The organism is Bradyrhizobium sp. CB1015, assembly GCF_025200925.1.
Classification (GTDB): domain Bacteria; phylum Pseudomonadota; class Alphaproteobacteria; order Rhizobiales; family Xanthobacteraceae; genus Bradyrhizobium.
Window position 1 is genome coordinate 5,055,580 of record NZ_CP104174.1, and the last position, 24,869, is coordinate 5,080,448.

29 protein-coding genes are annotated in these 24,869 nt (G+C 65.2%); 15 read left to right on the plus strand and 14 right to left on the minus strand.

Annotated elements, in window-relative coordinates:
• Nucleotides 1-1,041: 1,041 nt before the first annotated feature.
• Nucleotides 1,042-4,149, minus strand: coding sequence for a DEAD/DEAH box helicase (locus N2604_RS23460; RefSeq protein ID WP_260376297.1), 3,108 nt, complete (start codon nt 4,147-4,149; stop codon nt 1,042-1,044).
• A 508-nt stretch (nt 4,150-4,657) separates the two neighbouring features.
• Here N2604_RS23460 and N2604_RS23465 point away from each other — a divergent pair.
• Both N2604_RS23465 and N2604_RS23470 read left to right on the plus strand, forming a co-directional pair.
• A complete protein-coding gene (locus N2604_RS23465; RefSeq protein WP_260370561.1) occupies nt 4,658-4,897 on the plus strand; it encodes a hypothetical protein in 240 nt (79 codons plus the stop codon).
• Between the two features lie 193 nt (nt 4,898-5,090).
• On the plus strand, nt 5,091-5,336 hold the full coding sequence (locus N2604_RS23470) for a hypothetical protein (RefSeq protein WP_409241644.1): 246 nt from the start codon (nt 5,091-5,093) through the stop codon (nt 5,334-5,336).
• Nucleotides 5,337-5,340: 4 nt separating this feature from the next.
• Here the strand turns inward: N2604_RS23470 and N2604_RS23475 are convergent, their stop codons facing one another.
• Nucleotides 5,341-5,733: an NUDIX hydrolase gene (locus tag N2604_RS23475; protein ID WP_157286040.1), complete on the minus strand. Its 393-nt coding sequence runs from the start codon at nt 5,731-5,733 to the stop codon at nt 5,341-5,343.
• 130 nt (nt 5,734-5,863) lie between these two features.
• Complete coding sequence (locus tag N2604_RS23480; RefSeq protein ID WP_409241645.1) at nt 5,864-6,943, minus strand: AI-2E family transporter; 1,080 nt, start codon at nt 6,941-6,943, stop codon at nt 5,864-5,866.
• A 318-nt stretch (nt 6,944-7,261) separates the two neighbouring features.
• On the opposite strand from N2604_RS23480, the gene N2604_RS23485 reads away from it, so the two are divergent.
• Nucleotides 7,262-7,489, plus strand: a complete 228-nt coding sequence (locus tag N2604_RS23485; protein WP_260370564.1) for a hypothetical protein — start codon at nt 7,262-7,264, stop codon at nt 7,487-7,489.
• A 102-nt stretch (nt 7,490-7,591) separates the two neighbouring features.
• A complete protein-coding gene (locus tag N2604_RS23490; protein WP_027575377.1) occupies nt 7,592-7,894 on the plus strand; it encodes a hypothetical protein in 303 nt (100 codons plus the stop codon).
• 181 nt (nt 7,895-8,075) lie between these two features.
• Here N2604_RS23490 and N2604_RS23495 read toward each other — a convergent pair whose 3' ends face one another.
• Together N2604_RS23495 and N2604_RS23500 are read right to left on the minus strand one after the other, a co-directional pair.
• Nucleotides 8,076-8,291, minus strand: coding sequence for a hypothetical protein (locus N2604_RS23495; protein WP_260370565.1), 216 nt, complete (start codon nt 8,289-8,291; stop codon nt 8,076-8,078).
• A 171-nt stretch (nt 8,292-8,462) separates the two neighbouring features.
• Entirely contained in the window at nt 8,463-8,666 is a 204-nt protein-coding gene (locus N2604_RS23500; protein WP_260370566.1) for a hypothetical protein, read from the minus strand.
• Between the two features lie 197 nt (nt 8,667-8,863).
• Here N2604_RS23500 and N2604_RS23505 point away from each other — a divergent pair, with 197 nt between their 5' ends.
• From N2604_RS23505 to N2604_RS23515, 3 genes are all read left to right on the plus strand, one after another.
• Nucleotides 8,864-9,451 carry a formyltransferase family protein gene (locus tag N2604_RS23505; RefSeq protein WP_260370567.1) on the plus strand — a complete coding sequence of 196 codons (588 nt, stop codon included), beginning with the start codon at nt 8,864-8,866 and terminating at the stop codon, nt 9,449-9,451.
• Nucleotides 9,452-9,622: 171 nt separating this feature from the next.
• On the plus strand, nt 9,623-9,973 hold the full coding sequence (locus N2604_RS23510) for a hypothetical protein (RefSeq protein WP_122406662.1): 351 nt from the start codon (nt 9,623-9,625) through the stop codon (nt 9,971-9,973).
• Complete coding sequence (locus N2604_RS23515) at nt 9,918-10,463, plus strand: hypothetical protein (protein ID WP_260370568.1); 546 nt, start codon at nt 9,918-9,920, stop codon at nt 10,461-10,463. Before N2604_RS23510 ends, N2604_RS23515 begins: the two co-directional genes overlap by 56 nt.
• Before the next feature lie 51 nt (nt 10,464-10,514).
• Here N2604_RS23515 and N2604_RS23520 read toward each other — a convergent pair whose 3' ends face one another.
• Nucleotides 10,515-10,913, minus strand: a complete 399-nt coding sequence (locus N2604_RS23520) for a RidA family protein (RefSeq protein WP_260370569.1) — start codon at nt 10,911-10,913, stop codon at nt 10,515-10,517.
• 151 nt (nt 10,914-11,064) lie between these two features.
• Here N2604_RS23520 and N2604_RS23525 point away from each other — a divergent pair, with 151 nt between their 5' ends.
• Nucleotides 11,065-11,940 (plus strand): DMT family transporter, encoded by an 876-nt coding sequence (locus tag N2604_RS23525; RefSeq protein WP_260370570.1) that lies wholly within the window; start codon nt 11,065-11,067, stop codon nt 11,938-11,940.
• Between the two features lie 200 nt (nt 11,941-12,140).
• Nucleotides 12,141-13,574: a caspase family protein gene (locus N2604_RS23530; protein WP_260370571.1), complete on the plus strand. Its 1,434-nt coding sequence runs from the start codon at nt 12,141-12,143 to the stop codon at nt 13,572-13,574.
• Between the two features lie 194 nt (nt 13,575-13,768).
• Here the strand turns inward: N2604_RS23530 and N2604_RS23535 are convergent, their stop codons facing one another.
• Both N2604_RS23535 and cysK read right to left on the minus strand, forming a co-directional pair.
• Nucleotides 13,769-14,008, minus strand: a complete 240-nt coding sequence (locus N2604_RS23535) for a BrnA antitoxin family protein (RefSeq protein ID WP_027575366.1) — start codon at nt 14,006-14,008, stop codon at nt 13,769-13,771.
• Between the two features lie 3 nt (nt 14,009-14,011).
• A complete protein-coding gene (gene cysK, locus N2604_RS23540; RefSeq protein WP_260370572.1) occupies nt 14,012-14,989 on the minus strand; it encodes a cysteine synthase A in 978 nt (325 codons plus the stop codon).
• Nucleotides 14,990-15,212: 223 nt separating this feature from the next.
• Between cysK and N2604_RS23545 the strand changes: the two genes are divergently transcribed.
• The gene (locus N2604_RS23545) at nt 15,213-15,428 is read left to right on the plus strand and encodes a hypothetical protein (RefSeq protein ID WP_260370573.1); all 216 of its coding nucleotides are present in this window, start codon (nt 15,213-15,215) and stop codon (nt 15,426-15,428) included.
• A gap of 6 nt (nt 15,429-15,434) precedes the next feature.
• Here N2604_RS23545 and tgt read toward each other — a convergent pair whose 3' ends face one another.
• The gene (gene tgt, locus N2604_RS23550; protein ID WP_260370574.1) at nt 15,435-16,580 is read right to left on the minus strand and encodes a tRNA guanosine(34) transglycosylase Tgt; all 1,146 of its coding nucleotides are present in this window, start codon (nt 16,578-16,580) and stop codon (nt 15,435-15,437) included.
• Nucleotides 16,581-16,798: 218 nt separating this feature from the next.
• Here tgt and N2604_RS23555 point away from each other — a divergent pair, with 218 nt between their 5' ends.
• The 4 genes from N2604_RS23555 (at nt 16,799) to N2604_RS23570 (ending at nt 20,992) form a co-directional block, all read left to right on the plus strand.
• Nucleotides 16,799-17,983 (plus strand): patatin-like phospholipase family protein, encoded by a 1,185-nt coding sequence (locus N2604_RS23555; protein ID WP_260370575.1) that lies wholly within the window; start codon nt 16,799-16,801, stop codon nt 17,981-17,983.
• A 134-nt stretch (nt 17,984-18,117) separates the two neighbouring features.
• Nucleotides 18,118-18,861, plus strand: a complete 744-nt coding sequence (locus N2604_RS23560) for a TetR/AcrR family transcriptional regulator (RefSeq protein WP_260370576.1) — start codon at nt 18,118-18,120, stop codon at nt 18,859-18,861.
• A 251-nt stretch (nt 18,862-19,112) separates the two neighbouring features.
• Nucleotides 19,113-19,715 carry a PepSY domain-containing protein gene (locus tag N2604_RS23565; RefSeq protein ID WP_260370577.1) on the plus strand — a complete coding sequence of 201 codons (603 nt, stop codon included), beginning with the start codon at nt 19,113-19,115 and terminating at the stop codon, nt 19,713-19,715.
• Between the two features lie 239 nt (nt 19,716-19,954).
• Nucleotides 19,955-20,992, plus strand: coding sequence for an aspartate-semialdehyde dehydrogenase (locus N2604_RS23570; RefSeq protein ID WP_260370578.1), 1,038 nt, complete (start codon nt 19,955-19,957; stop codon nt 20,990-20,992).
• 99 nt (nt 20,993-21,091) lie between these two features.
• Here N2604_RS23570 and queA read toward each other — a convergent pair whose 3' ends face one another.
• The 5 genes from queA to coaD all read right to left on the minus strand — a co-directional run bounded on the left by queA (nt 21,092) and on the right by coaD (nt 24,270).
• The gene (gene queA, locus N2604_RS23575; protein WP_260370579.1) at nt 21,092-22,165 is read right to left on the minus strand and encodes a tRNA preQ1(34) S-adenosylmethionine ribosyltransferase-isomerase QueA; all 1,074 of its coding nucleotides are present in this window, start codon (nt 22,163-22,165) and stop codon (nt 21,092-21,094) included.
• 115 nt (nt 22,166-22,280) lie between these two features.
• Complete coding sequence (locus N2604_RS23580) at nt 22,281-22,745, minus strand: peptidylprolyl isomerase (protein ID WP_128261588.1); 465 nt, start codon at nt 22,743-22,745, stop codon at nt 22,281-22,283.
• Nucleotides 22,742-23,167, minus strand: a complete 426-nt coding sequence (locus N2604_RS23585) for a hypothetical protein (RefSeq protein ID WP_260370580.1) — start codon at nt 23,165-23,167, stop codon at nt 22,742-22,744. Before N2604_RS23585 ends, N2604_RS23580 begins: the two co-directional genes overlap by 4 nt.
• Nucleotides 23,168-23,175: 8 nt before the next feature.
• Nucleotides 23,176-23,739: a peptidylprolyl isomerase gene (locus N2604_RS23590; protein ID WP_260370581.1), complete on the minus strand. Its 564-nt coding sequence runs from the start codon at nt 23,737-23,739 to the stop codon at nt 23,176-23,178.
• A 33-nt stretch (nt 23,740-23,772) separates the two neighbouring features.
• On the minus strand, nt 23,773-24,270 hold the full coding sequence (coaD, locus tag N2604_RS23595; RefSeq protein WP_260370582.1) for a pantetheine-phosphate adenylyltransferase: 498 nt from the start codon (nt 24,268-24,270) through the stop codon (nt 23,773-23,775).
• A gap of 268 nt (nt 24,271-24,538) precedes the next feature.
• Between coaD and N2604_RS23600 the strand changes: the two genes are divergently transcribed.
• Nucleotides 24,539-24,796: a hypothetical protein gene (locus tag N2604_RS23600; RefSeq protein ID WP_260370583.1), complete on the plus strand. Its 258-nt coding sequence runs from the start codon at nt 24,539-24,541 to the stop codon at nt 24,794-24,796.
• The last annotated feature ends 73 nt before the right edge of the window (nt 24,797-24,869 follow it).

The window sequence follows — 24,869 nt, forward strand, 5'->3', positions numbered from 1 at the left end:
CGCCGTGCACGTTCGACCACCGCCGCCGATCGAGCACGAGCACCGCGGCTGCCAGATCGCGTGACGGATTTTCCGAAGTTGGCGTAATAGCACTGTTTTGCCCGGACGGGTCAAACAGAGCCGTTCCGCCGATGCAGGGCCGAGCTTATGGCAGAAGCACTTAGCTACTGTGCATGGGGTTGTTTTCGCATTTTGATGCGCTCTCCCCCTCGTCCAGCACTCCGAACAGCTCCTCCATCCGCTCGAGCGGCGCTTCGCGCACCGGGCTGTGGTCGGGCGCGACGCGCCGAGCCTGTCTGCTCGCCCTTCGCGCGCAGATTACAAACCTGGCCCTGTCGGGCTCGTAACGCGTTTGGGCGACACGATCGTTCGCCGCTCGACCCGGGCCTTGGCATCCAGCACCTTGTCGCCAGCTCGTGCCGCTCGCGGCCGACTGACGTGGTCCGAAAGGCTCGAGCCTCTCCCTGACAGACCATCTGAACCAGCACTGGCGTTTCCTTGAGCCTGTGTTGCCGGCCGGAATCTGTTTTGGGAGAACGCCGAACCAGTGGCCCTTTGATCCTCATTGCTCGTGCCGCTCCCAATCGCGCCGATCGGCAGGCCATTTTGAGCGTGACCAACCCCGGCATTTCTCGCGGCCTGAGCTGCCGCCCGCGACCTCGCGGGCGTGGCGGGCTGAACGTTCGGATTGGTCGGCTCGCTGTTGGTGCCCAGATCTCCGCCGGGCGCGGTGTCCTTCGTCCCCATCCCCGCGGGTGCCGAGGGACCTGCGTTGCCCGCACTCGTCCCCATTCCAGAAGGTGCCGAGCCGCCAGCGCCACCCGGCCCCGTTCCCATGCCCGCTCCTGCGGGCCCGGCATTTGCGCCGCCTGCTTGCGCCAGAGCCAACAGACATGAGCTTGCGACAATCGCGACAATGACCGGAGGAATGGCATGTGACATCGGACAATCTCCTTCGCCACGCCCAAATTAACTATAATGGTGCAACAGGGCTTCCGCCACGGATTCGCAACTATCCGCGCTGACGAAGGCGCGAGCCCCTCACCCCTCATCCAGCAGCTCGAACAGCTCCTCCACCCGCTCGAACGGCGCGTCCTGCGTTTTGGCGTGATAAACGACGCGGTCGCCATCCCGCTGCAGCGACTTGCCCCGCGACTTCCGCAAGCGTCCGGGCAGGAACGTCGCAGCCGCTGCCTCGGGGCCGACGTCGAGCCGGATGATGCCTCTGCGCTTGCACTCGATCCTGAGCTTCGCCGCGGCGAAGAAGTCGCGGGCCACTTTCGGCAAAGGTCCGAAGCGGCGGGAGGTTTCCTCCTCGAGGTCGTCGAGATCGTCCTCGTCGTTGCATCGTGCGGCGCGGGCATAGAGCTCGAGCCGCACCGGCTCGGACTGCACATAGCTCGCGGGCAGCATGTCCCCGACCGGCAGGTTGAGGTCGGGCACCCACAGCGCAGCCTGCTGCTCGTCGGTCTTCTCCGAAGCCATTTTCAGCAGGTGGCTGTACAGCACCGGCCCGAACACCTGGACGTGGCCGGATTGCTGCTCCGAGAACAAGTCGCCCGCGCCTCGCAGATCCAGGTCGCGCTCGCTGATGGCAAAGCCCGCGCCCGGCCGGCTGAACTCCTCGAGCACGGCGAGGCGCTTCTCGGATTGTCCGGACTCGGTCTCGGTCAACAGATGCGCGAACGCGCGGATGCCGCCGCGGCCGACGCGTCCGCGCAGCTGGTGCAGCTGGGCAAGGCCGAACTTTTCCGGCCAGCACACCACGATGGTGTTGGCGCGGGGAATGTCGAGGCCGCTCTCGACGATGTTGGTCGCGAGCAGGACGTCGGCATGGCCTTCGACGAAGCTCATCATGCGGTCGTCGATCTCGTCGGCCGCCAACCTGCCATGCAGACAGACGATGCGAAGGTCCGGCGCCACGGCCCGCACCCGCGTCAGCATGGGATCGAGATCCTGGATGCGCGGGCAGATCAGGAAGCTTTGGCCGTGGCGGCGCTGCTCGCGCAGCATCGCCGAGGCGATGGCCGCATCCGACAGCGGCGCGATCCGGGTCGCGACCGGAAGCCGGTGCACCGGAGGCGACGCGATCACGCTGAGATCGCGGAAGCCGGCAAGACCGGCGGCCAGCGTGCGCGGGATCGGCGTCGCGCTCATCATCAGCACGTGGACGTTCTTGGCGAGCCCTGCGAGCTTGGCCTTCTCCGCCGCGCCAAAATGCTGCTCCTCGTCGACGATGACGAGGCCGAGATCGTCGAACCTGACGTCCTTGCCGGTGAGCGCCTGCGTGCCGATCACGACCTTGATCCGGCCGCTGCGCAGGCCCCCCTTAGTCTCCCGCAGCGCCGCGCCCGAGGTCGCGCGCGACAGGTTGCCGACCTCGATGCCGAAGGGCGCAAAGCGCTTCTGGAACGTCGCGACGTGCTGGCGGGCCAGCACCGTCGTCGGCACCGCGACCGCCACCTGCTTGCCCGACAGCACCACGGCGGCCGTGGCGCGCAGCGCGACCTCGGTCTTGCCGAAGCCGACGTCGCCGCAGATCACCCGGTCCATCGGATGCCCGGACGCGAGATCGTCCAGCACGTCCCGGATCGCCTGGGCCTGGTCGATGGTCGTGAAGTAAGGAAAACGCGCGACGAACTTCTCGTAGGCCGATCCCGGCGGCACCAGCTTTTCGCCGCGCCGCCGTCGGCGCTGGCTGATGTGCTTGGCGAGCGCCTTGCCCGCGATCTGGATCTCGCGCTCGGCCTCGCTGCGACGCGCCCACCATGTGCTGCCGTCCGCCTTGTCGAGCGAAAGCTTGCCGAGCTCGGCGGCGTAGGGCCACATCAAGGCGAGATCGGGCGGCGGCACCAGCACCGCATTGTCGCCGGCGAACTTCAGCCGGATCATCTCGCGCATGGCGCCGCCGCCGGTGTTGATCGTCTGCAGGCCGTCGAGCACGGCAAGGCCGCGCTGGAGATGAACGACCACCGTGCCCTGCTCCGGCGCATCGGCATGGTCGAAGGCCGCGCTCCAGGCGCGCGCCATCGGCTGCGGATGATGCGCGCGGCTGCCGAGCACGTCGGACGCCGTCACCACGACCAGAGGCTTCTTCCCCGGCACGACGAAGCCGGCATCGAGATCGGCGAGCAGCGCCGCCTCGCCGCCCCGCCCGCGCGAGGCCTCCTCCCAGTCTTCGCAGCGCTCCGCCTTGACGCCGCTCATCCGCTCCATCACGCGCACATCGTCCTCGTGCGCGGCGACGAGGATCAGCCGCGACCCGGCCCGGCGCATGTCCTCGACAAAGGCACGCAACGCCTTCCGGGAGGATGTCAGCTTCGAAAACTCCGGGATGGCCTGGAACGGCGCCGTCCGCGGCAGCACCTTCATGCCCTTGGAGAGCCGTTTCCAATCGCTCCGCCCGAGATATTCGCGCTGGCGCTCGCTGCGGGGCGCGGCCTCCTCGATCGTATCGAGCCATCCGTCGGCGTGCGAGGGGACGCCTGCATCGGCGATCCATTTGGCGCCCGCGCAATAATCGAACAGGCTCGCGCGCTTGCCGCCTTTGGCGGCAAGGCCGAGCCGCTCCGACATGGGATCGACGAGCAGCTCCCTGGTCTCGAAGATGATCCTGTGCTCATGCGGGTCGAACGCGACGATCCGTTTGATCGTGTGCTGCGAATGCTCGATCCGGAACGGCCCCAGCGCGCCCGCGGGAAATATCTCGAAGGTCTGGCCGTGGAACAGCGCCCCGCCCGGATAGTCCGGCTCATCGTCGAGATCGTAACCGAGGGATTCGAGGCGGGACTCGAGGTCGTGCTCGGAGAACGTGCCGCCCACCTTCAAGCTCAGGCTCAGGCGCGACAGGCTGGCCGGCGGCGGCATGCGCTCCATCACCGCTTCCGCCGTCGATACCAGAAACACCGGCTTCTTGGATTTCGCAAGACGCCTCAGCACGGAGGCTCTGCGCCCCGCAAGCTCATGCGACGGCTCCAGCTGATCGAACGGCAACGTGTTCAAGCGCGGAAACACCAGCACCTCGCAGGAGGGGTCGAGCGCGTGAATGACGCTGCCGAGCCGCTCCGCCCTGTTCTCGCTCTCGGCGAGAAAGACGATGCCGCTGCGCCCGGACTGCTTCCATTGCGCGAGCAGATGAAGGGCCATCATGCCGAGAGGCGACGAAGACGAGATCGTGGCGCGCTGCGATCCTTTGCTCTTCTTCGGCGGCTTCTTGGGCGCGCCTGCCTTCCTGGAAAGCCTCACTTGATCCCGTTTCTGCTCTTGAATCGCCGCAAACTGAACGCGAGCCGCCTTGATCTTCGAATCGGCAGCTCGCCGCCATGCATATGGGATTTGCCCTGCGAACGCACCCCTCCTCGGCAACGTTCGAGGCGCCGGCGCGATCCCGACGATCCGGCTCTCGGCCGTGAGCATGGCGGCACGAAAAAGCCCCAGCGCTTGGAGCCACGCTGGGGCGTTCGTTCGAAATGAATCGGTTAAGCAATGAGGTCTTCATAGCAGCGGTTTCGCCGCGCGCTTGTGAACTGGTTCACACGCCAGGTTCCAGTACTGGCCGATCGGACTACTTCCGGTCAGGCCGGAACGGGCTACCGCATCGCCCGGTTTGAGCGCGCGCACGCTACGCGCTAGGGTGCCTGCTTTAACGGAGGCTCATTTGAAACCATTCATTTTCATCGGCACCTTCGCGCTGCTTGCGACGGTCCCTGCACACGCACAGACGCTAGTCGATCCCAACAAGGTCGCTCCCGAATACCGCGAGGCGGCCGAGAAGCGCCGGGCCGAGCAGTTGCGCCAGCGCGAATGCGCGTTGAAGGCGGATCTCGAGAAGGTGCTGCCGAGGGATCGCACCGCCTTTCTCAATCATTGCCTGGAGACGATGGCGGCCAAGCAATAACAGCTGGCCGACTGTTCCAACCGTCGTCGTCCGCGACCGGCCGATGGCGCGACCGCGCGATGTCTGCCGGCATCCCGCCTCGACGGTATTCAAGCTTTCTTCAGACATTTCGGATCAGCTGACGATCCATTTTCAAAATGATTTTTGTCCGCGCATGAGTTCGGTCCAGATTCAGTGCACGCGGTGCAAGAACGTGTTTCGCGATCGCGCGGGGCGGTTGCAGGACGGCTATTCCAGGCAATGTCCGAGCTGCGAAGTGGTGCTGTTCTTCGCCGAGGACTCTCAACATCCCTTCATCAAGCGGGCGATGCGCAATGCGCGCCAGGTCCGCAAGCAGATGCGGGAGCTCCAGGCCGCGAAGCTTGCCGCCCCCGAGCCGGAGGTGGCGCAGTCGAGAAGATTTGCCGGACGTACGCGAACGGCGACGCGCGAGGACTAGCAGCTCAGCTACGCCGCCGCTTCCGCGGAAACAGGCGGTCGCGGATGTAGCGCGAGGTCGCCGTCAGGCGGATGCCACGGGGCTTGTGCCAGGCGGCGCGGTCGATCTCCTTCTTGTCGCCGATGGCCAACCTGCCCTTGGCGGACTTGGCGATGAAGATCGCGTCGCTCATCTTGCGGCCGGAGCGCTTGTTCCTCGCCTTCACTTCCTTCCAGAGGCTGATCCTGCCGAGCTTCAGCTTGGGCAGCTCCTCCTTGATCTCCCGACGCAGGCAGTCCTTCTCCGACTCGCGCGCACGCTTGCGGCCGCCCGGAAACATCCACAGGCCGTCCGACCGGCGTCTGACCAACAATACCTTGCCGCGCCTGGCGGCAACCAGCTTGGAAGACTTCGCCATTGCTGCCGTTGTCGAAAACAGAATCGACCCAATGGTAACTTGTCTAGTCGAACAGACAAGTTAGCGGCGCGCCTTGATCACAGACCGCGAGCTATCCGGTGGGGGCAGACACCGCGTCGGCGGCACGAGATCAACCCTTCCCCGTCTCGGCCCGGTCCTCGGTCCTGATCCAGGCCATCATCATTTCCCAGGCCACCGACAGGATGATCGGTCCGATGAACAGTCCGATGATGCCGTGGGCCAGCGTGCCGCCGATGACGCCGACGAAGATCACGATGGTCGGGGTGGTCAGGCCGCGGCCCATGACGAGCGGCTTCAGCATGGTGTCGATGAAGCCGACCAGGACGAAGAACACGGTGAGCAGCAGCGCCGTGGTGACGTCCTTGGCGGTCCAGATCCAGATGATCACCGGCAGCAGCACCAGGAAAGCACCTATCTGCACGATCGAGAGCAGCAGCACGATGAAGGCAAGAAGGCCCGCGCTCGGCACCGACGCGAGCTTGAAGCCGATGCCGGCCAGCAGCGCCTGCACGATCGCAACGCCGATCACGCCCTGCGCCACGGCGCGGATGGTCGCACCGGCCAGCGAGAGAAAATGCTCGCTCTGCTCCGGCACGATCCGAAACAGAAAGCCGCGGCCGGCGGCGACCAGGCGCGGCCCGTGCGGAAACAGGAAGCCCGCCACGAACACCGAGACGAGAAACTGGAGCGTACCGACGCCGGCGTCGCCCGCGAGCGAGAGCAGCGGGCCGGCCAACGGCTGGAGATACGGCGCCACCTCGCGCACCACCGCCCGAACGTTGTTGTACGCCTGGTCCCAGAGCTCGTAGAGCCAGGGGCCGACCAGCGGCCACGACTTGAGCTGCTCCGGGGCCGATTGGAGCACGAGGTCGCCGGTGCCGAGCTGGTGCGCCAGCTCACGCACGCCGTCCACCGCGCTGATGCCGAGCCAGGTCGCCGGACCGATGACGATGCCCAGCGTGATCAGGGTCAGGATCGCGGCTGCGGTCTTGGGCCGGCCGCCCAGGATCTTGGCGACCCAGCTGAACGCCGGATAGAACGCGACCGCCAGCACGCCGCTCCAGGCCAGGATCGGCACGAACGGGCGGATGATCAGGAAGGTCCAGATGATCAGCAGGGCCAGCAGGCCGAGCCGGATCACGAGCTGGATGACGTCCTCACCCGTCAGCAGCTGACGGAGGCTTTTCACGGGCACAGCTTTCCTTGCGGCATGAACGCAACTTCCGCGCTTGCGGGCCCAGCCGTTATTGCCAGCAACGCATCTGGCGTCAAGACGACTGGAACTGGCGACAGCCCCGACGAGGAACAGATCGGGCCAGTCTGCATTCCGAGACCATGACCGTCCCTCCGAGACAGCCTGACGCACGGGCGGGAATGCACCGCGGTTGCCCGCGCTCCAACCCGGCTTGGCTAACGCCCGTTAACCGGATTTCCCGGCGCCAGTTTACGTCGCTGCAAACGCTGGTGACTACCTTCCGTTTGCAGTCACCGAAACGCATTCTGGACCATGGCCAACAGCATCTGGACGATCGAAGAATTCAGCTGTGCGAGTTGCGGCATGAACTACACCGCGACCAAAGAGGAGCACAGCGAGGCCCACAGCGGCAGCTTCAAATGCGGCATCTGCAACGGCGTCGTGCACGCCTGGTCCGGCAAGCATCATTTCTTCGGCTGGCAGGCCGTGAAGACGAAGCCGCCTGTGTTCGGGAGGCGCTGGGCCGGCGTCGAGTGGTAAGCCGCCCGCGGTGACGCCGGATCGGCCGAATTGCACCGGCGCCGTTTGGACTCCGTTCACCGATCGCGGCTAGATCAGGACGGACCCTCCGCATCGAACACCATGGCCGACCTTAACGCTGTCCTGACCAGGCTCAACGACCGTCTGCTCCGCCTCGAGGGCGAGCTGTTCGTGCTGCGCTCGCTGGCGCGCGCGACGTTGACCGCGGGCGACGACCATGCGGCACGCATGCGCAAGCTGGTCGAGGCCGCAAAAGTCGCGCTCGACGACGAGGCCAAGCGCCCTCTCGACAAGCCGACCCGTAAATATGTCGATGCGGCAACCGCACTGGTGGAGGAGCTGCTGGTCGAGCCGACGCCGGCGCGGCCGCTGTTCACGGTGATCGACGGCGGCCGGCGCGATTGAGCGGTCAACGCGCCGGCGTGGCGATCAGCTAGCGTCCTTACAGGCCCGGCGGTTGCATGCCGTTGCGGCAGCACTGGCCGTCCGCATAATTAATTATACGCAAAGCCGTGGGGACAGAGCCCGCCGCCTCGTCCGTCATATTCGGGCCGTCGGTGCCAAGTCCGCGCACGACGCTGAGTTTCTAGATCGTGGAATTCTCCGCCTTGAGCCGACTGAGCCCCGCCTCGATGATCGCGATCTCCTCGTCGATCTGGCCGATCGGCAGGCTGAAATCATAGCCGGACCGGCTCTTCAGATCGACCGCGAGCCGCTGCCTGTGCATCATCAGCTCGTCGAGTCCACGGCGGTTCTTCAGACGCACATAGGCGTCGACGATCTGCTGGATCGCGTTCGGCATGACATCTGTCCCGGCGAAAAGGCCCGGCGGCGCGCCCACGCCGGCGGACGATTTCGGTGTCGCGGTACGCAATACAAATCCGCGACGGATTCGTCGATACGCCAAGCTGGTTGAGATCGTGTTACCGTCCCATGATTTCGTGATGGGCGGGCATGAAAGGGCTGCCGGCGATCACGCCAGATAGAGCGCCGGCGGCTCCTCGCCGTAATGGGCGCCATCATAGAAATTGATCACCGGCCCCTGCGAGCAACGGTAGGTGTCCCAGGCCGGCCCCACTAAGGGCGCGCCCCCGGTCTCGGGCGGGACCGCCGGGTAAGGCCCGCCGGCTTGGGCCGAAATGGCCGCCATGAGTGTCGCGATAACGAAAAGCCCCATGCTGCGCATGCGCTCGCTCCCGAGCCGGTATGATGCCCGGATGGAAGCAGCGGACAGCTCGACCGCGCAATCCCAGAGTTCACGCAAACGGCGCCCGGCGCATTGTTGATAACCCACGCAAACGCTGCGCGGGTGGTGACAGGGCGTGCGGACGTGTTATCGGGGGATAACGCAGTTGCGAGACGGATCGGACACCCATGCGCATTACCCTCGTCGGCTCCCGCCATTTCGGCGTGACCACCCTGAACATGCTCCGAGAGCACGGCGTCTCGGTCGTCCGGGTCGTGGTGGCCGACGCCGACGACCGCCTCGCCGCGGCGGCCAAGGCGGCGGGCATCGAGGTGGAGGTGCAAGCCAATCCCAAGCTGGTGGTCGCCTCCGAGATCGCTCCTGACACCGATCTGATCATCACCGCACACAGCCATGCCAGGATCGGCAAGGACGCGCTCGCCGCCGCCAGGTTCGGCGGGATCGGCTATCATCCCTCGCTGCTGCCGCGCCACCGCGGCAAGGCCGCGGTGGAATGGACCATCAAGGAAGGCGACCCGATCGCCGGCGGCACCATCTATCATCTCGCCGACCGCATGGATGCCGGCGCCATCGCTGCGCAGGACTGGTGCTTCGTCAAGAAGGGCGAGACCGCACGGGAGCTTTGGGAGCGCGCGCTGGCGCCGCTCGGGCTCAAATTGCTGGCCGACGTGATCGATTACATCAAGGTTCACAAGGCGCTGCCGTCCAAGGTCCAGGACGAGCAGTTCGCGACCTCGGCGCCGAGTCTCTCCTGACGTTTACCCTTAACGTGAGGCCGCATTGATTCTGCTTGAAAAATTGGAGTCAAAAGCGCAAATAAACCATTGTTCCCACAGGAACAATTTTCGCTTTGGCATCGCAACAAATTTCCGTCACATTTCGTCCGAATAAGCGTCAGTATCTCAGACACGTTCGAGGACGAATTCATGCGTTTTGGTCGCATTGCGGTGTTCTGTGCCGCCTCAGTTTTCGCCGGCACCCTCGCCGCCCCCGCCTTCGCTCAGAATCCCTATGACGGCAATTGGCAAGTCACCATTGTGACCAAGAGCGGTTCGTGCGAGCCGACCGCAAGCTCCATGCTGACGGTTGCCGACGGCAAGATCACCGCGCCCGGCGCTAACGTTTCCGGCACCATCGGCAGTGGGGGACTTGTGAAAGTTTCGATCAATGGTGCATATGCCAACGGTCAACTCAACGGCAACGCCGGATCGGGGAAGTGGAATGGAGCATCTGCAGGCATACCGTGCAGCGGGCGGTGGGAAGCATCGCGCCAATAAGTCAATTGAGGCTCGCGCCCGGAACCGGCGGCTGCTGATCGCGGCCGCCGTTTTGTTTGCGGCAGGGATCGCCACGACCCAAAGCAAGGCCCAGTCCGGCCCGTTCGCCCCAATGGCGGGCAGCTGGAGCGGCGGTGGCACTGTCACGCTGGATGATGGCTCGACCGAACGGATCCGCTGCCGGGCCAAATACGCTCCGATCGGACCCACCATGGAACTGTCACTGACCTGCGCCAGCGACGCCTACAAGTTCAACCTCGGCGCCAACGTGAGGGCCGAGAGCGGCGCCATCACCGGCAGCTGGTCCGAGACCAGCCGCAACATCTCCGGCGCGCTCCAGGGTCGTGGCGGCGGCGGAAACTTCGAGGTGGTCGCCTCCACCGCCGGCTTCAACGCCAACATCTCCGTCAAGACGTCCGGCAACAAGCAGAACGTCGCGATCCGCGCGGACAGCCAGTTCCGCGGGGCGAACATCTCGATGTCGAAGTAAGACGCCAGGTTGACACGACGATCGATCCGGCGCCCGCGCCGGGTCGATTTTTTATGTGCCGGGCACGAACGCCGTGACCTCGATCTCGACCTTGGCCCGCTCGTCCACAAGGCCTCCGATATAGAGCAGCGTCGAGGGCGGAAAATTGCGCCCGAGCGTTTCCTTCCAGGCCGCGCCAATGCCGGCACCTGCCGCTTCGTATTCGGCGCGGCTGGTCAGGTACCAGGTCAGGCGAACAATGTGCTCGGGGCCGGCGCTGGCCTCGCCCAGCAGCTTGACGATCCGCTTCAGCGCAGTCGCGACCTGGGCCGCCATGTCGGGCCCGTAATTGCCGGCCTCGTCGCCGCCGGTTTGGCCGGCCAGAACCACCCACCGGCCTGGCCCTTCCACCACGACGCCATGGGAAAAGCCGCGCGGTTTTTTCCACTCGGCCGGCTGCAAGATGCGCATGGGCAACTCTCCCGATGTTTCTCGTTGTTCTTCGGCTGAGCCTTAACACGCCCACTTGCATCGCTGCATCCGCAGATTTGACCGTTGCAAACGGCGGCAATGTCGCCGATACCGGCCGCCCCTCTCTATTCCCACACTGCCGCATCCGCAAATGAGCACCACACCGTCGAAAATGATGGCTGCACTGTGGATGGCCGGCTGGCTGTCACTGATGCTGGTCATGGCGGTGGCCGGGCGCGAGACCACGCGCGAGCTGAATGTTTTTCAGATCATGGAAGTGAGGTCGCTGGCCGGCTTCGTGTTGCTCTCACCGATGATCTACCGCGCCGGCGGCTTGAAGGTGCTCAAGACATCGCGGCTGCCGCAGCACGTCGCTCGCAATTTGGTGCACTATATTGCGCAGCTCGGCTGGTTCTTCGCACTGACGCTGATCCCGATTGGCCAGGTCGTTGCCATCGAGTTCACCATGCCGATCTGGACGGCCCTTCTCGCAGCAAGCTTCCTGTCCGAGCGGATGACACCATGGAAGACCGCCGCCATCGTGCTCGGCCTCGTCGGCGTCATTGTCATTGTCCGACCGGCGACGGGGGAGATCAATCCGGGCCAGCTCATCGCGCTTGGCGCGGCCATGGGATTCGGCGTCTCGATGGCGCAGGTCAAATCGCTGACCCGCACCGAGAGCGCGCTCTCGATCCTGTTCTGGATGCTGGTGGTGCAGTCGGTCGCAGGCTTCGTTCCGACGCTGTTCGTCTGGACCTGGCCATCGGCCTATGCCTGGGCCTGGGTCGGCGTGATCGCGGTCTGCGGCACGTTCTCACACTATTGCCTCGCCAGCGCGATGCGCTACGCCGACGCGACGATCGTGGTTCCCATGGACTTCCTGCGGGTTCCATTGACTGCAACCGCCGGCTGGCTGCTGTATTCCGAACGGCTCGATGCCTGGACCGTGCTCGGCGCCGCGCTGATCCTGGTCGGCAATCTCCTTAATTTGAGACCCGCTTCGCCGCTTCCCGCCCGCGCAGGGTGAACCTCGCGCCGCCTCGCGCGACAAAACCGAGTGGCCGTGTGATTTGGATCACGCTGGAGCGACACTCCATCGTGCACATTCGGCCACACAGCAGCGGGTTGCCGCAACGGACTGCCGTTTTGGTGGCGCGAAGTCGGGCACTTCGTGTAGGTTCGTTGCCAATTTGTTGCTGCCTGCAATTCGATTCTGGGGATTTCAGAATGCGCTATCTCACCCTCCTCGCTTCGCTGATGTGCATGGCGCTGTCGGTCAGTGCCGCCAAGGCCGACCGCCGCGTCGCCTTCGTGGTCGGCAACGGCTCCTACAAGAACGTCGCGCAATTGCCGAACCCGCCGATCGACGCCAAGGCGATGGCCTCGACGCTGCGTAATGTCGGTTTCGAGGTGATCGAAGGCTCCAATCTCAGCCGCGACCAGATGACGGAGAAGCTGCTCGATTTCGGCCGCAAGGCGCAGGGCTCCGACATCGCGCTGTTCTACTATGCCGGCCACGGCATCGCCGTGAGCGGCACCAACTACCTGCTGCCCGTCGACGCCGACATCAAGTCCGAGATGGACGTCAAGCTCGGCGCCGCCATCAACATCGACCTGACGCTCGAGCAGACCATGGGCGATGCCAAGGTCAAGCTCGTCTTCCTCGATGCCTGCCGCGACAATCCGTTCGCCGCCAAGATCAAGTCGAATTCGGCGACCCGCAGCGTCAACGTCCAGAGCGGCCTTGCCGAGATGAAGTCCGGCGAAGGCACGCTGATCGCGTTCGCCACCGGCCCGGGCCAGACCGCCCTCGACGGCCAGGAAGGCAATAACAGCCCGTTCACGCGCGCGCTGATCGACAACATCACCAAGCCCGGCGTCGAGATCCAGCAGGCGATGACGGCCGTGCGCGCTCAGGTCAATGAGGAGACGCGCAAGGGCCAACTGCCCTGGGGCCACACCAACCTGACCGGCTCCGTCTATCTCAATCAGGCCCCGACCACCCAGGTCGCCGCCGCGGCCCCGACCGCGTCCGGCATCGTGCCGGCGGCGACCGGGGGCTCGGACGGCGTCGAGCTGGAATATTGGCGCTCGGTCAAGGAGTCCAACAAGCCCGAGGAGCTCAACGCCTACCTCACCGCCTATCCGAACGGTCAGTTCAAGGCGCTGGCGCTGGCACGGCTTGCGGCGATCAAGAGCGGCCCCTCGACCGCGACCCGCACGCTCAACGCCGGCGTCGATCCCGCGACCTTCACCGACGAGGCCAACCAGCTCACCGAGGACCAGATCGGCCTCGACAAGAACAAGCGCCGCGACGTGCAGCGTCGGCTCACGGCACTCGGCTTCGACACCAACCAGACCGGCACATTCAACGACGAGACCCGGTCGGTGCTCAAGCGTTGGCAGACGGCGCGCGGCTATCCCTCATCGGGTTACCTCAACAAGCTTCAGCATAAAGCTCTGCTCTCGGAGGTCGTGGCCGCCCCGGCGACAGCGAGCGACACCAGCCAGAAGCCGGCTCGGCGCGCCGCCACCGCCCCGGCTCAGAGCAGCGCGCCGGCACCGGCTCCCCAGCCACGCAGCAATCCCGGCGATGCTGCCGGTGCGGCCTTCGTCGGCGGCGTCGTCGGCGGCATGATGGGCGGCATGTTCCGCCGCTGAGACGGGACGCGGATCTCAGAAGACAAAAGCCCGGCTCGCGCCGGGCTTTTTCGTTTGTGATCCTCATGGTGAGGAGGCGCGAAGCGCCGTCTCGAACCATGAAGGCCCGCCTCGACCAGCGGGGCCTTCATTCTTCGAGACACTTGCTTCGCAAGCTCCTCACAGGATGAGGAGCTACAGCCCATCCGCGAAGCCTACTTCCCGGCCGCCTTGCGCAGCGCCTCGTTGATGCGGTCCTGCCAGCCGGGACCGCCCTCCTGGAAAAATTCCAGCACATCCTGGTCGATGCGCAGCGTGACCTGCTCCTTGATGCCGGGAACGGCGTTTTGCTTGGGCGGCGCCGCGGCGACCTTCGCCGTCACCTTCTTGAACGCCGCCTCGGCTTCCGTCCTGGCATCGCCAAGCGTGCGCGGCCGCCTCGGTTGATCCGCCATGTCCTAGATTCCCTCAAACAGAGCTGTTGAAAGATACCGCTCGGAGAAGGAGGGCACGATCGCCAGGATGGTCTTTCCTGCAGCTTCCGGCCGCTTGCCGATCTCGAGCGCGGCAGCGATCGCGGCGCCCGAGGAGATGCCGCCCGGAATGCCCTCATGCCGCGCCAGCGCGCGCGAGGTCTCGATGGCCGTGGTCGAGTTGATCTTCACGATCTCGTCGATCACGGAGCGGTCGAGGATGTCGGGGACGAAGCCGGCGCCGATGCCCTGGATCTTGTGCGGGGTATGCTGTCCCCCTGAAAGCACCGGGCTCTCCTCCGGCTCGACCGCGACAATACGCAAGCCGGGCTTGCGCGGCTTGAGCACCTGGCCGACGCCGGTGATCGTGCCGCCGGTGCCGACGCCGGCCACGAAGAAGTCGATGTTACCGCCGGTGTCGTTCCAGATCTCCTCCGCGGTGGTACGGCGGTGCACCTCGGGATTGGCGAGATTCTTGAACTGCTGCGGCATCACCGAATTCGGCGTCGTCTTCAAGAGCTCCTCGGCCGCCGCGATCGCGCCCTTCATGCCTTGCGCCGCAGGCGTCAGCACCAGCTCGGCGCCGAGAAAGGCCAGCATCTTGCGTCGCTCGATCGACATCGATTCCGGCATCACCAGCTTGAGCCGGTAGCCGCGCGAGGCCGCCACGAAGGCGAGCGCGATGCCGGTATTGCCGGAGGTCGGCTCGATCAGCACGGTGTCGGGCTTGACGATGCCCGCCTTCTCCATCGCGATGATCATGGCCGCACCGATGCGGTCCTTCACACTTGCCGCCGGATTGAAATATTCAAGCTTTGCCAAAATGGTCGCGTTCACGCCGTGCATGCCCGGGAGCCGGCGCAAGCGCACGATCGGCGTATTGCCGAACGCATCGACGATCGAGTCATAGATCCGGCCGCGACCGGGTTGGTGCACTGCACCCGTATTGGACGATGCGTCCATGATGAACTCCCTGTGGCAACAATTTGCGCTTCTTACGCAGCTCATGCGCAGTTACGGATAGCCTGCGAGAACACGCAAGCGACGATGCGGCACATGTTAAATACGCTGCATCGCAAAATCGAGCGAGCTTTAATTAGCAGAAAACCGACGCATTTGTGTTGCGACCTCGTCAACTGATTCTGCTTATGTTAGACTTAGGTCTCAAAGCAGGGAGGTCACCACGATGTCAGCAGTTGCTGAAGTGATGTCGACCGTCGCGAACCGCTATCCGCGTTGCAGCGAGTTGCCGACCTGTCCGGTCTGCGCCGACTCCATGGTCGCCGCCGAAGCTTCCGCTTACGTCTCGGACCATATGATCAGCTATCTCTGGACCTGCGACAATTGCGGCTATGGCTTTGTAACCAAGCACGCCGTCAAGCAGCGGATCGTCTGCAACTGACGTCGATCAGCGCGGGGCGATATCGCCCCTCGCCCAGTCCTCACGCGTCCGCTGGTAGAACTCGTCGAACGTTCCGCGCGCGATCGCGTCCCTGATGCCCTGCATCAGGGACTGGTAGTAAGCGACATTGATCTCGGACAGCAGCATCGCCCCCAGCGTCTCGCCCGCCTTGACGAGATGATGGAGATAGGCGCGCGCGCAGTTGCGCGTCGACGGCCAAGAGCTCTCTTCATCGAGCGGGCGCGGATCGTCCGCATGGCGCGCGTTGCGCAAATTCACCTGGCCGTAGCGCGTAAAGGCGACGCCATGCCGGCCATTGCGCGTCGGCATCACGCAGTCGAACATGTCGATGCCGCGCTTCACCGCCTCGAGGATGTCGTCGGGCGTGCCGACGCCCATCAGATAGCGCGGCCGCTCCTTCGGCAGTAGCGGCGCGGTCTCGTCGATCATCGCCAGCATCACCGCCTGCGGCTCGCCGACGGCAAGGCCGCCGATTGCGTAGCCATGGAAGCCGATCGCGACCAGGCCTTGCGCGCTCGCATGACGAAGCTCGGGCACGTCGCCGCCCTGCACGATGCCAAACAGCATGTAGCCGTCCGGGGCGCTCGCGAAGGCGCGCTTTGAGCGCTCGGCCCAGCGCAGCGACAATTGCATCGCGCGCTCGATGTCGGCGCGCTCGGCGGGCAGCCGCACGCATTCGTCCATCTGCATGGCGACGTCTGAGCCGAGCAAACGCTGCACCTCGATCGAGCGCTCCGGCGACAGCTCGACCTTGGCCCCGTCGATATGCGAGCGGAAGGTGACGGCGTGCTCGCTGACCTTGCGCAAATCCGCCAGCGACATCACCTGGAAGCCGCCGGAATCGGTCAGCATCGGTCCGTTCCACCCCGTGAACCTCTGCAGGCCGCCGAGCGCCGCGATCCGTTCGGCGGTCGGACGCAGCATCAGATGGTAGGTGTTGCCGAGCACGATGTCGGCGCCGGCATCGCGCACCTCGCGCCAGTGCATGCCCTTCATGGCACCGGCGGTGCCGACCGGCATGAAGGCCGGGGTCCGCACCATGCCATGCGGGGTGGTCAGCCGCCCGGTGCGCGCGGCCCCGTCGGTGGCGAGCAACTCAAAGTGATTGGGAAGGTCATTGTCGGGATTCATGGCGGTGCTTATTGCGTGTCGGAGGAAGCCGATCAACCCGCCGGGCCGCGCTCCGGCCGGTTTATGCTTCAGACTGGGACACCAACCAAGACCGAGTTGTGTGTGCCGCACCCTTGTTAAACAAAACGATACAGTGTAGTTTTGTCTTTGGGGGCCGGACGAGATGCCGCGGCGAACTTGCCGGCGGCGGTAGATTGCGTGATCGCCAGCCACCGACAATGCCGTACCCTTCGTGTTCGACCGACGCATCCGTCTCCTCGCGTGACCGGATCGGGCAGACTGGCGCCGGCCTGATCGGATTGGTGGTTCTGATCTGCAGCCTGGCGCTCGGCGCCTGCACCTCCCTGCCCCGCACGCCCTACACGGCCGCTGAGGCCAGCGTCTCGCGCGTGCTGGATATCGACGGGCTCAGGCGCTACGCCGACGAGCCGGTCACCAAATTCAGCTTCGAGAAGGACGACCGCACCGCGACGAAAACCTATCTGGCGCTCTCCGGCGGCGGCGCCGACGGAGCCTATGGCGTCGGCGTGCTCAACGGCTGGACCGCAGCCCGAACCCGCCCCACCTTCTCGGTCGTCTCGGGCGTCAGCACCGGCGGCCTGATCGCGCCGTTCGCGTTTCTCGGACCGCAATATGACGACACGCTGAAGGAGGTCTACACCAGCGGCATTGCGGAGAGCCTGCTGAACGATCCCAGCATCATGCGCGTGCTGTTCGGATCCGGCCTGTTCGGCAACACCAGGCTGCGCGAGCTCGTCGCGCGCTATGTCGGGCCCGAGATCATGGCGCAGGTCGCGCGAGAGCACGCCAAGGGCCGCAAGCTGCTCGTGGTGACGACCGACCTCGATACGCAGCGCACCGCGATCTGGGACATGGGCAAGATCGCCGCGGTCGGAACGCCCGAGGCGCTCAAGCTGTTTCGCGACGTGATGGCGGCCTCCGCCAGCATTCCCCTGGTGTTTCCGCCCATCATGATCGATGCCGAAGGCCAGGGCCGCAAGTTCCAGGAGATGCATGTCGACGGCGGCGTGACCGCGCCGGTGCTGACCTTGCCGGAAGCTCTGCTGTTCCAGAGCGGCCGTCTGCCCGGCAATGCGAAGATGGACATCTACATCCTGGTCAACAAGAAGATCGAACGCAACTTCGAGCTGGTGTCCAACGGCACCATCGACGTCGCCTCCCGCAGCCTGTCGGCGATCACGCAATCGCAGACGCGCTCGATCATCTTCTCGACCTACGATTTCGCCAAGCGCAACCGGCTGGGCTTTCATCTCTCCTATATCGCGCGCGACTATCCTGCCCCGCCGTCGGAAGGGTTCGATACCGCCTATATGCGGGCGCTCTATCAATACGGATACGAGAAGGCCGCATCCGGCCAGGCCTGGACCTCGACGCTGCCTTAGGCCGGCACGAAGGAACGAGGCCGTATCGAGACCGTTGACGATACGGCCATTTCGGCCAGATTCGCGATGACGCCCCGGTTGCTGCGCGTTATAGAGCAAAGACGACCGTCAGAAACGCGCAGGAATCATTGGGCATGGGATTGACTGCGACCAGGGCAAGACCGGCAGCGTCACGGCGCGACGTGCCGAAATCGCGCGGCGGCCGGCCGACCAAGACCGCCGCGATCGAGCGCGACCAGCGGCTGATCGAGGTCGCCACCCGCCTGTTCCTGGATCGCGGCTTCGATGCGACCTCACTCGATGCGGTCGCGGAAGCTGCGCGGGTCAGCAAGCCCACCGTCTATTCCCGCTACGGCGACAAGCGCGGCCTGTTCGCGGCCGTGCTGAGGCGCGAGATCGCGCGCTGGCTTGCACCGCTGTCGGCGGCGGCGCAGACGCAGCTCTCCAGCGCCTCGAACATTCCGGTCGAGCAGCGGCTGGTCGAGATCGGACGCGAGATGCTGACCTTCACCTGCGGCCCCGATGCCGTCGCCTTCAGCCGCATGATGACGGCGCAGGCCATCAACTTCCCGGACGTCGCCAAGCTCGGCAAGGAGGAAGGTTGGCTGAAGGCCGTCGCCACCACGGCGCATTTCTTCGACCATCTGGTGGCGCAAGGCGCGCTCGATGTCGACGACACCACCATTGCAGCCGAGGTGTTCCTCGACGTCGTCGTCGGCCACACCCACCGCATGGCGACGTTCGGAACGGCGCTGGAGCCGAAGACCGCCGAGAAGCGCATGCGCGCGGCGATCAAGCTGTTCCTGGCCGGCGCGCTGGGGCCTGCCGACCGCGTCGAGGACGCCCCGAAACCCACGCCGCGGCGCCGCTCGCGCTGACAATTCCGTGAGCTTGCGGACTTTCACCAAGGGGCACCGCGCGGCGTCATTGACCAAAATAAAACGATACGGTATGGTTTAGTTATAAGTCGGTACGGGCCGCTTTTCACCAGCCCCAAAGAGGTCCGGACCGGTTTGATCGCTACGGCGGGTACAGCCTGCCGCGGCGCTCCGCGGCCGGCCGATGCCCAAAGGCCGGCCGCGAATTCTTTACGATCATCCGGCACACTCGCTGGCCGAGGGTTTCGAGCATGACGACTGCCAAACGATGGACCTCGCACCTGCTTGCGATCGCATTGCCCGCGCTGCTCATCGCCGCGCCGGCACAGGCCATCGTGACCGCGAGCACGCCGACCGCGCTTCACGGCGACACAGATGGTGATGCCGAGGCGGACCGCCAGGCGGTCAGCCGCGAAATAGAACGATTCCGCAGCTCGTCGATCACGATCAGCCAGGCCATGGCGATTGCCGAAGCCCGCCATGCCGGCGCCACCACTGCCGACGTGAGCTTCGACGGCGGCTCGGGCGTGCCGGTCTACCGGGTGAAGACCCTGCACAACGACCGGATCTGGCGCCACACCATCAACGCCGCGACGGGCGAGCTCGTCGGCGGCGAAGCCGCCCTGCCCCTCACCGAGCTCGACCGCGAGGACCGCAGCAACCTCGCAGCGTTGGGTGCGATCAGGCACCGCCTGTCCGATGCCGTGCGCGTCGCCGAGCGCGCCGCTGCCGGCAAGGCCATCAGCGGCGGGCTGGTCCGCGAACGCGGCCGGCTGAACTTCTCGATCGTCGTCGTCAGCGGCGACGACCTCAAGGAGGTCACCCTGGAGCCGCCGGGCGCCAAGGGGAAATAGCGGGGGCGAAATAGCGGCAGGCGGCCCCGGCATCGACCGGGCCGAAAAGCCATTGACGGGGGCAAGACTCTCCCGCATAAGTCGCCGCCATGTTCACGACCACCAAACGCACGACCAAAACCACCACGGCCGAAGGGGCCCGGGGAGGCGTGCGCGCGTAGGTCGTCGACTTAAACGCATCAGCTCTACGGCAAGCCCCGCCCTCGATGGTCCGGGGCTTTTTTGTTGTCTAAAACTCAATGGAGGACAAAGTGAGTAACGATCCCGTCGTCGCGATTGTCGGCGTCACCGGTGCGGTGGGCGCCGAATTCATCGCCACCATGGACAAGCGCGGCTTCCGCGTCGGCAAGCTCAAGGCGCTGGCGAGCGCCCGCTCGGCCGGCAAGACGGTGTCGTTCCGCGGGCTGAGTGTGGTCATCGAGGAGTTGACCGAGCGCTCTTTCGACGGCGTCGACATCGCGCTGTTCTCCGCCGGCGGCAGCATCTCCAGGAAGTATGCGCCGATCGCCGTCAAGGCCGGTGCCGTCGTGGTCGACAACTCCTCCGCCTTCCGCATGGACCCCAACGTGCCGCTGGTGATCCCCGAGATCAACGCAAGCCGCATCCGTGACCACAAGGGCATCATCGCCAACCCGAACTGCGCCGCGATCACCGCGCTGGTGCCGCTCTGGCCGATCCACCAGAAGAACCGCATCAAGCGCGTCATCATCTCGACCTATCAGGCGGCTAGCGGCGCCGGCGCCGCCGCGATGGAGGAGCTGGTCGAGTCCACCCGCGCCAATCTCAACGGGCAGGTCTATACGCCCAAGGTGATGCCGCACCCCTACGCCTTCAATCTGTTCAACCACAACACCGCCATCGACCCCGACACCGGCTACAACGACGAAGAGACCAAGGTGATCAAGGAGACCCGCAAGATCTTCGAGGACGAGAGCATCGCGGTCGGCGTCACCTGCGTGCGCGTGCCGGTGCTGCGCGCCCATTGCGAAGCCATCACCTTCGAATGCGAGAAACCGATCAGCGAGGACCAGGTCCGCGCCATCATGGCGCAGGCGCCCGGCGTCAAGGTGGTCGACGACCGTGCCAAGAACTACTTTCCGATGCCGATCGATGCCTCGGGCCAGGACGACGTCCTGGTCGGCCGCATCCGCAAGGATCTCAGCGACGCCAGCGGCCATTCGATCTCGATGTTCGTGGCGGCCGACCAGCTGCTCAAGGGCGCGGCGCTGAATGCGGTGCAGATCGCAGAGCTGTTGCCGCAGCGGGTGATGGCGTAACGGAAGGTGCGTAGGGTGCATTAGCCGAAGACGTAATCCACCTCTTCTGCTTCCGCGGAGACGAGCAGGTGGTGGGTTACGCCTTGCGGCTGACCCACCCTACGGCTCTGCCCGAAACAGCAAACACGCATCCCCATACGAATAGAACCGGTATCCGCTCGCAATCGCATGCGCATAGGCCTGCTTCATCGTCTCGAGGCCGGAGAAGGCCGACACCAGCATGAACAGCGTCGACTTGGGCAAATGGAAGTTCGTCATCAGGACATCGACGGCGCGGAAGCGATAGCCGGGGGTGATGAAGATCGAGGTCTCAGCCGCGAACGGACGGATCGTGCCGTCTTCGCTCGCCGCGCTTTCGAGCAGACGCAATGACGTGGTGCCGACGGCAACGACACGGCCGCCATTGTTTCGCGCACTATTGAGCCGCTCCGCCGTCTCGGCCGAGATCGTGCCCCACTCGGCATGCATCTTGTGGGCTTCGGTGTCGTCGACCTTGACCGGCAGGAACGTCCCTGCCCCGACGTGCAGCGTCACCCTGACGATGCCGACACCGCGCGCGTGCAGCGCCTGCTCCAGCGCGGGCGTGAAATGCAGACCCGCGGTCGGGGCAGCAACTGCGCCCTCGTTCGCCGCGAACATCGTCTGGTAATCCGCAAAATCCTGATCGTCAGGCGTGCGCTTGGAGGCGATGTAGGGCGGCAGCGGCGGGCTGCCGAGATCGGCGATGGCCTGGTCGAGCGCCGGGCCGTGGAACGAGAAGCCAAGCGTCACCTCGCCGTCGGTGCCCTTGGCCTCGACCTCGGCGTCGAGATGGCCGAGCAGGCAGACCTTGCCCTCGTTGCCGAAGCGGATGCGGTCGCCGGGGACGAGCTTCTTGGCCGGCTTCACCAGCGCCTGCCAGCGCGAGCCGTCGAGACGCTTGATCAGCGTCGCCTCGATCTTCGGCTCGGTCTCGCGGCCGATGCGGCGGCCCTTCAATTGCGCCGCAATCACCTTGGTGTCGTTGACGACGAGCTGGTCGCCCGGCCTCAGCCATTGCGGAAGATCGGAAATGATCTGGTCGCGCAGCGCACCGTTCTCGACGACCAGCATCCTCGCGGAATCGCGCGGGCTCGCCGGGCGCAAAGCGATGCGCTCGGGCGGCAGATCGAAATCGAAGAGATCGGTGCGCATGTCTCACTAGCACCGTCATTCCGGAGCGCTTAGAGCGCGGCGATCCGGAATCCCGGGATTGTGGCACGAGATTCCGGGTTCGCGCTTCGCGCGCCCCGGAATGACCGCTACGCGGTCATTCCTTGTCCGCGGCCATCCGCGCCTTGACGATCTTGTCGGGGTTCTGCACCGGCTCACCGCGCTTGATCTTGTCCACGTTCTCCATGCCCTCGGTGACCTTGCCCCACACCGTGTACTGGTTGTCGAGGAAGCGGGCGTCGTCGAAGCAGATGAAGAACTGGCTGTCGCCGGAATCGGGATTGGCGGCGCGGGCCATCGAGGCGGTGCCGCGCACATGCGGCTCCTTGTTGAACTCGGCCTTCAGCTTCTTGCCGGAGCCGCCGGTGCCGGTGCCGTGCGGGCAGCCGGTCTGCGCCATGAAGCCCTCGATCACGCGGTGGAACACGATGCCGTCGTAGAAGCCCTCGCGGACCAGCTCCTTGATGCGCGCGACGTGGTTCGGCGCGAGATCGGGCCGCATCTCGATGGTGACGGGGCCCTGCGTGGTCTCGAGGATCAGGGTGTTTTCGGTGACGCTCATGCTCGTCTCTCTTGCGTTGGGGGTGAAGTCTTGTCCGGTGACGTCTTGCGGCTGCGGAACTGGATCGCGAATGGTCGCCCCGCAGCAGCGCCGGCCATTGCATCGGTAAATGGCACCGGCGTGCAGCGTTGCAACGCCTCCATCACCGCGATCCGGTATTGCAGCCGGTCATTGTCGGAGGCCTCCGCGGATTCATAGGTAATCCTCGGATGGCCCAGAATGTTTCCGGCCCGGTTAAAGCTCACGACGACGGTGATGTCGAGGGGGCGGGCCTTGGCCGGCGACGGCGGTCTCCAGCAGGTGCGCAGGTGCCGGAAGATGTCCTGGATCGTGTCGACCTCGGCGGCCTCCACAGCCGCATGGGAGGTGCCGAGCAGCAGCATCGCGGCAACCAGCACGAGCTTGCCACCGCGGCGCGCCATGGCCGCGCCTATTTGATGTCGGACGCGACCTGCACCTTCACCATCTTGTCGGGATCGGTGACGGAGCCGCCGGGCGAGCCGGGAGGCGCCTTCTTGAGCTTGTCGACGACGTCCATGCCCTGCACGACCTCGCCGATCACGGTGTACTGGCCGTCGAGGCTGCCGCCGTCGGCGAACATGATGAAGAACTGCGAGTTGGCGCTGTCGACGCTGTCGCCGCGCCTGGCCATGCCGACGATGCCGCGGGCAAAATGCACCTTGGAGAATTCCTGCTTCAGGTTCGGATATTTCGAGCCGCCGGTGCCGTTGCCATTCTGGCCGTCGCCCGTCTGCGCCATGAAGCCGTCCATGACGCGGTGGAATGGCACGTTGTTATAGAAGCCCTCGCGCGCGAGCTGCTTGATGCGTTCGGCATGCTGGGGCGCGATGTCGGTCCTGAGCTTGATGACGATGCGGCCCTTGGTGCTGTCGATCACGATGGCGTTGGCCTTGTCGAGATTTGCCGGCAATTGCTGTGCCGCCGCCGGCACCGCGAACAGAAGCGCGGCAAGAACTGCGAGAATTCGGATCATGACAACTCCGGATCAGAAAGAGAAAGCGCGCCGTTATCCAGCGAATTTGGCCTTGAGCAGGCTTGCTACAAGCGGCGGGACGAAGGCCGAGACGTCCCCGCCCATGCCGGCGATCTGGCGTACCAAAGTGGCGGTGATCGGGCGGACCATGGGAGAGGCCGGCAGGAAGACCGTATGCACCTCGGGCGCCATGGCCTCGTTCATGCCGGCGAGCTGCATCTCGTAGTCGAGGTCGGTGCCGTCGCGCAGGCCCCGGATCATGATGGTCGCAGCGTGCTTGCGCGCCGCGGTGACCGACAGATCGTCAAACGTCGTCGCCTCGAGCACGCAGCCGGCCTGGGCTGCGATCGGACCGCAGACGTCCTCGAGCATCTTGAGGCGCTCCTCGGTCGAGAACAGCGGCTTCTTGCCGGGGTGGACCCCGATCGCGACCACGAGCCTGTCGCACAAGGAAACGCTGTGCCGGACCACGTCCAGATGGCCGTTGGTGATGGGGTCGAAGGAACCTGGGTAAAAGGCAATGCGCGGCATGGCTCCGTCCTACCGCGCCCGGCCCGGGCCGGCAAGCCGGGCAGGTTCCTGCTCCGTTTCCGGTCCAGTCCCCGAAAAATGTCTCTCCTGACGTCGGCAACGGCCGGTTTGTTTCGTCCTCGGGGCGGCCACGAAACAAATCGGAGCGGGAACGAAACCATTTCCGGCGACCGCGAAGACGTCCCGAAACTGGCCATGGTTATCAATCCGGCCAACGAACGACGGGCCGCGTACTGGGCGTAGGCGGCCGCATCACAGGGGACAGTCAATGATCAAGGCTCTTTCAGCGATCGCAATCTCTGCGTGTGTTGCCGCGGCCCTCACCCTCCTGCCCGGCTTTGCCCCGACCGTCGAAGCCAGCGTGCCGCAGCCGCTGGCCAAGAGCGACCGGCTCGATATCCGCACCGTCGGCCGTGACTGCTCGCAGCAGGCTTGGCCGAATTTCGAGGCGTCCTGCCTGCGCCGCGCCGGCAGCAAGGCCAATGTCCGCGAGGCGCGCCTGGTGACCGCCGACCGCACGCCGTAGTCGGATCTGTCAGTTTCGCGTCAGGAAGGTCCCTCAAGATAAACCCCATGGATGTTTGCGACGTCTCGTCGCA

Coding starts and splice junctions, on each gene's coding strand:
- N2604_RS23460 (WP_260376297.1), bottom strand. CDS start 4,149: ATGATGGCCCTTCATCTGCTCGCGCAATGGAAGCAGTCCGGGCGCAGC.
- tgt (WP_260370574.1), bottom strand. CDS start 16,580: ATGAATCCCGACAATGACCTTCCCAATCACTTTGAGTTGCTCGCCACC.
- N2604_RS23515 (WP_260370568.1), top strand. CDS start 9,918: ATGGAGCATCTGCAGGCATACCGTGCAGCGGGCGGTGGGAAGCATCGC.
- N2604_RS23565 (WP_260370577.1), top strand. CDS start 19,113: ATGACGACTGCCAAACGATGGACCTCGCACCTGCTTGCGATCGCATTG.
- N2604_RS23570 (WP_260370578.1), top strand. CDS start 19,955: ATGGAGGACAAAGTGAGTAACGATCCCGTCGTCGCGATTGTCGGCGTC.
- coaD (WP_260370582.1), bottom strand. CDS start 24,270: ATGCCGCGCATTGCCTTTTACCCAGGTTCCTTCGACCCCATCACCAAC.
- N2604_RS23525 (WP_260370570.1), top strand. CDS start 11,065: ATGAGCACCACACCGTCGAAAATGATGGCTGCACTGTGGATGGCCGGC.
- N2604_RS23530 (WP_260370571.1), top strand. CDS start 12,141: ATGCGCTATCTCACCCTCCTCGCTTCGCTGATGTGCATGGCGCTGTCG.
- N2604_RS23485 (WP_260370564.1), top strand. CDS start 7,262: ATGGCCAACAGCATCTGGACGATCGAAGAATTCAGCTGTGCGAGTTGC.
- N2604_RS23545 (WP_260370573.1), top strand. CDS start 15,213: ATGTCAGCAGTTGCTGAAGTGATGTCGACCGTCGCGAACCGCTATCCG.
- cysK (WP_260370572.1), bottom strand. CDS start 14,989: ATGGACGCATCGTCCAATACGGGTGCAGTGCACCAACCCGGTCGCGGC.
- N2604_RS23505 (WP_260370567.1), top strand. CDS start 8,864: ATGCGCATTACCCTCGTCGGCTCCCGCCATTTCGGCGTGACCACCCTG.
- N2604_RS23475 (WP_157286040.1), bottom strand. CDS start 5,733: ATGGCGAAGTCTTCCAAGCTGGTTGCCGCCAGGCGCGGCAAGGTATTG.
- N2604_RS23500 (WP_260370566.1), bottom strand. CDS start 8,666: ATGGGGCTTTTCGTTATCGCGACACTCATGGCGGCCATTTCGGCCCAA.
- N2604_RS23600 (WP_260370583.1), top strand. CDS start 24,539: ATGATCAAGGCTCTTTCAGCGATCGCAATCTCTGCGTGTGTTGCCGCG.
- N2604_RS23560 (WP_260370576.1), top strand. CDS start 18,118: ATGGGATTGACTGCGACCAGGGCAAGACCGGCAGCGTCACGGCGCGAC.
- queA (WP_260370579.1), bottom strand. CDS start 22,165: ATGCGCACCGATCTCTTCGATTTCGATCTGCCGCCCGAGCGCATCGCT.
- N2604_RS23555 (WP_260370575.1), top strand. CDS start 16,799: ATGCCGTACCCTTCGTGTTCGACCGACGCATCCGTCTCCTCGCGTGAC.
- N2604_RS23495 (WP_260370565.1), bottom strand. CDS start 8,291: ATGCCGAACGCGATCCAGCAGATCGTCGACGCCTATGTGCGTCTGAAG.
- N2604_RS23490 (WP_027575377.1), top strand. CDS start 7,592: ATGGCCGACCTTAACGCTGTCCTGACCAGGCTCAACGACCGTCTGCTC.
- N2604_RS23520 (WP_260370569.1), bottom strand. CDS start 10,913: ATGCGCATCTTGCAGCCGGCCGAGTGGAAAAAACCGCGCGGCTTTTCC.
- N2604_RS23535 (WP_027575366.1), bottom strand. CDS start 14,008: ATGGCGGATCAACCGAGGCGGCCGCGCACGCTTGGCGATGCCAGGACG.
- N2604_RS23510 (WP_122406662.1), top strand. CDS start 9,623: ATGCGTTTTGGTCGCATTGCGGTGTTCTGTGCCGCCTCAGTTTTCGCC.
- N2604_RS23590 (WP_260370581.1), bottom strand. CDS start 23,739: ATGATCCGAATTCTCGCAGTTCTTGCCGCGCTTCTGTTCGCGGTGCCG.
- N2604_RS23580 (WP_128261588.1), bottom strand. CDS start 22,745: ATGAGCGTCACCGAAAACACCCTGATCCTCGAGACCACGCAGGGCCCC.
- N2604_RS23585 (WP_260370580.1), bottom strand. CDS start 23,167: ATGGCGCGCCGCGGTGGCAAGCTCGTGCTGGTTGCCGCGATGCTGCTG.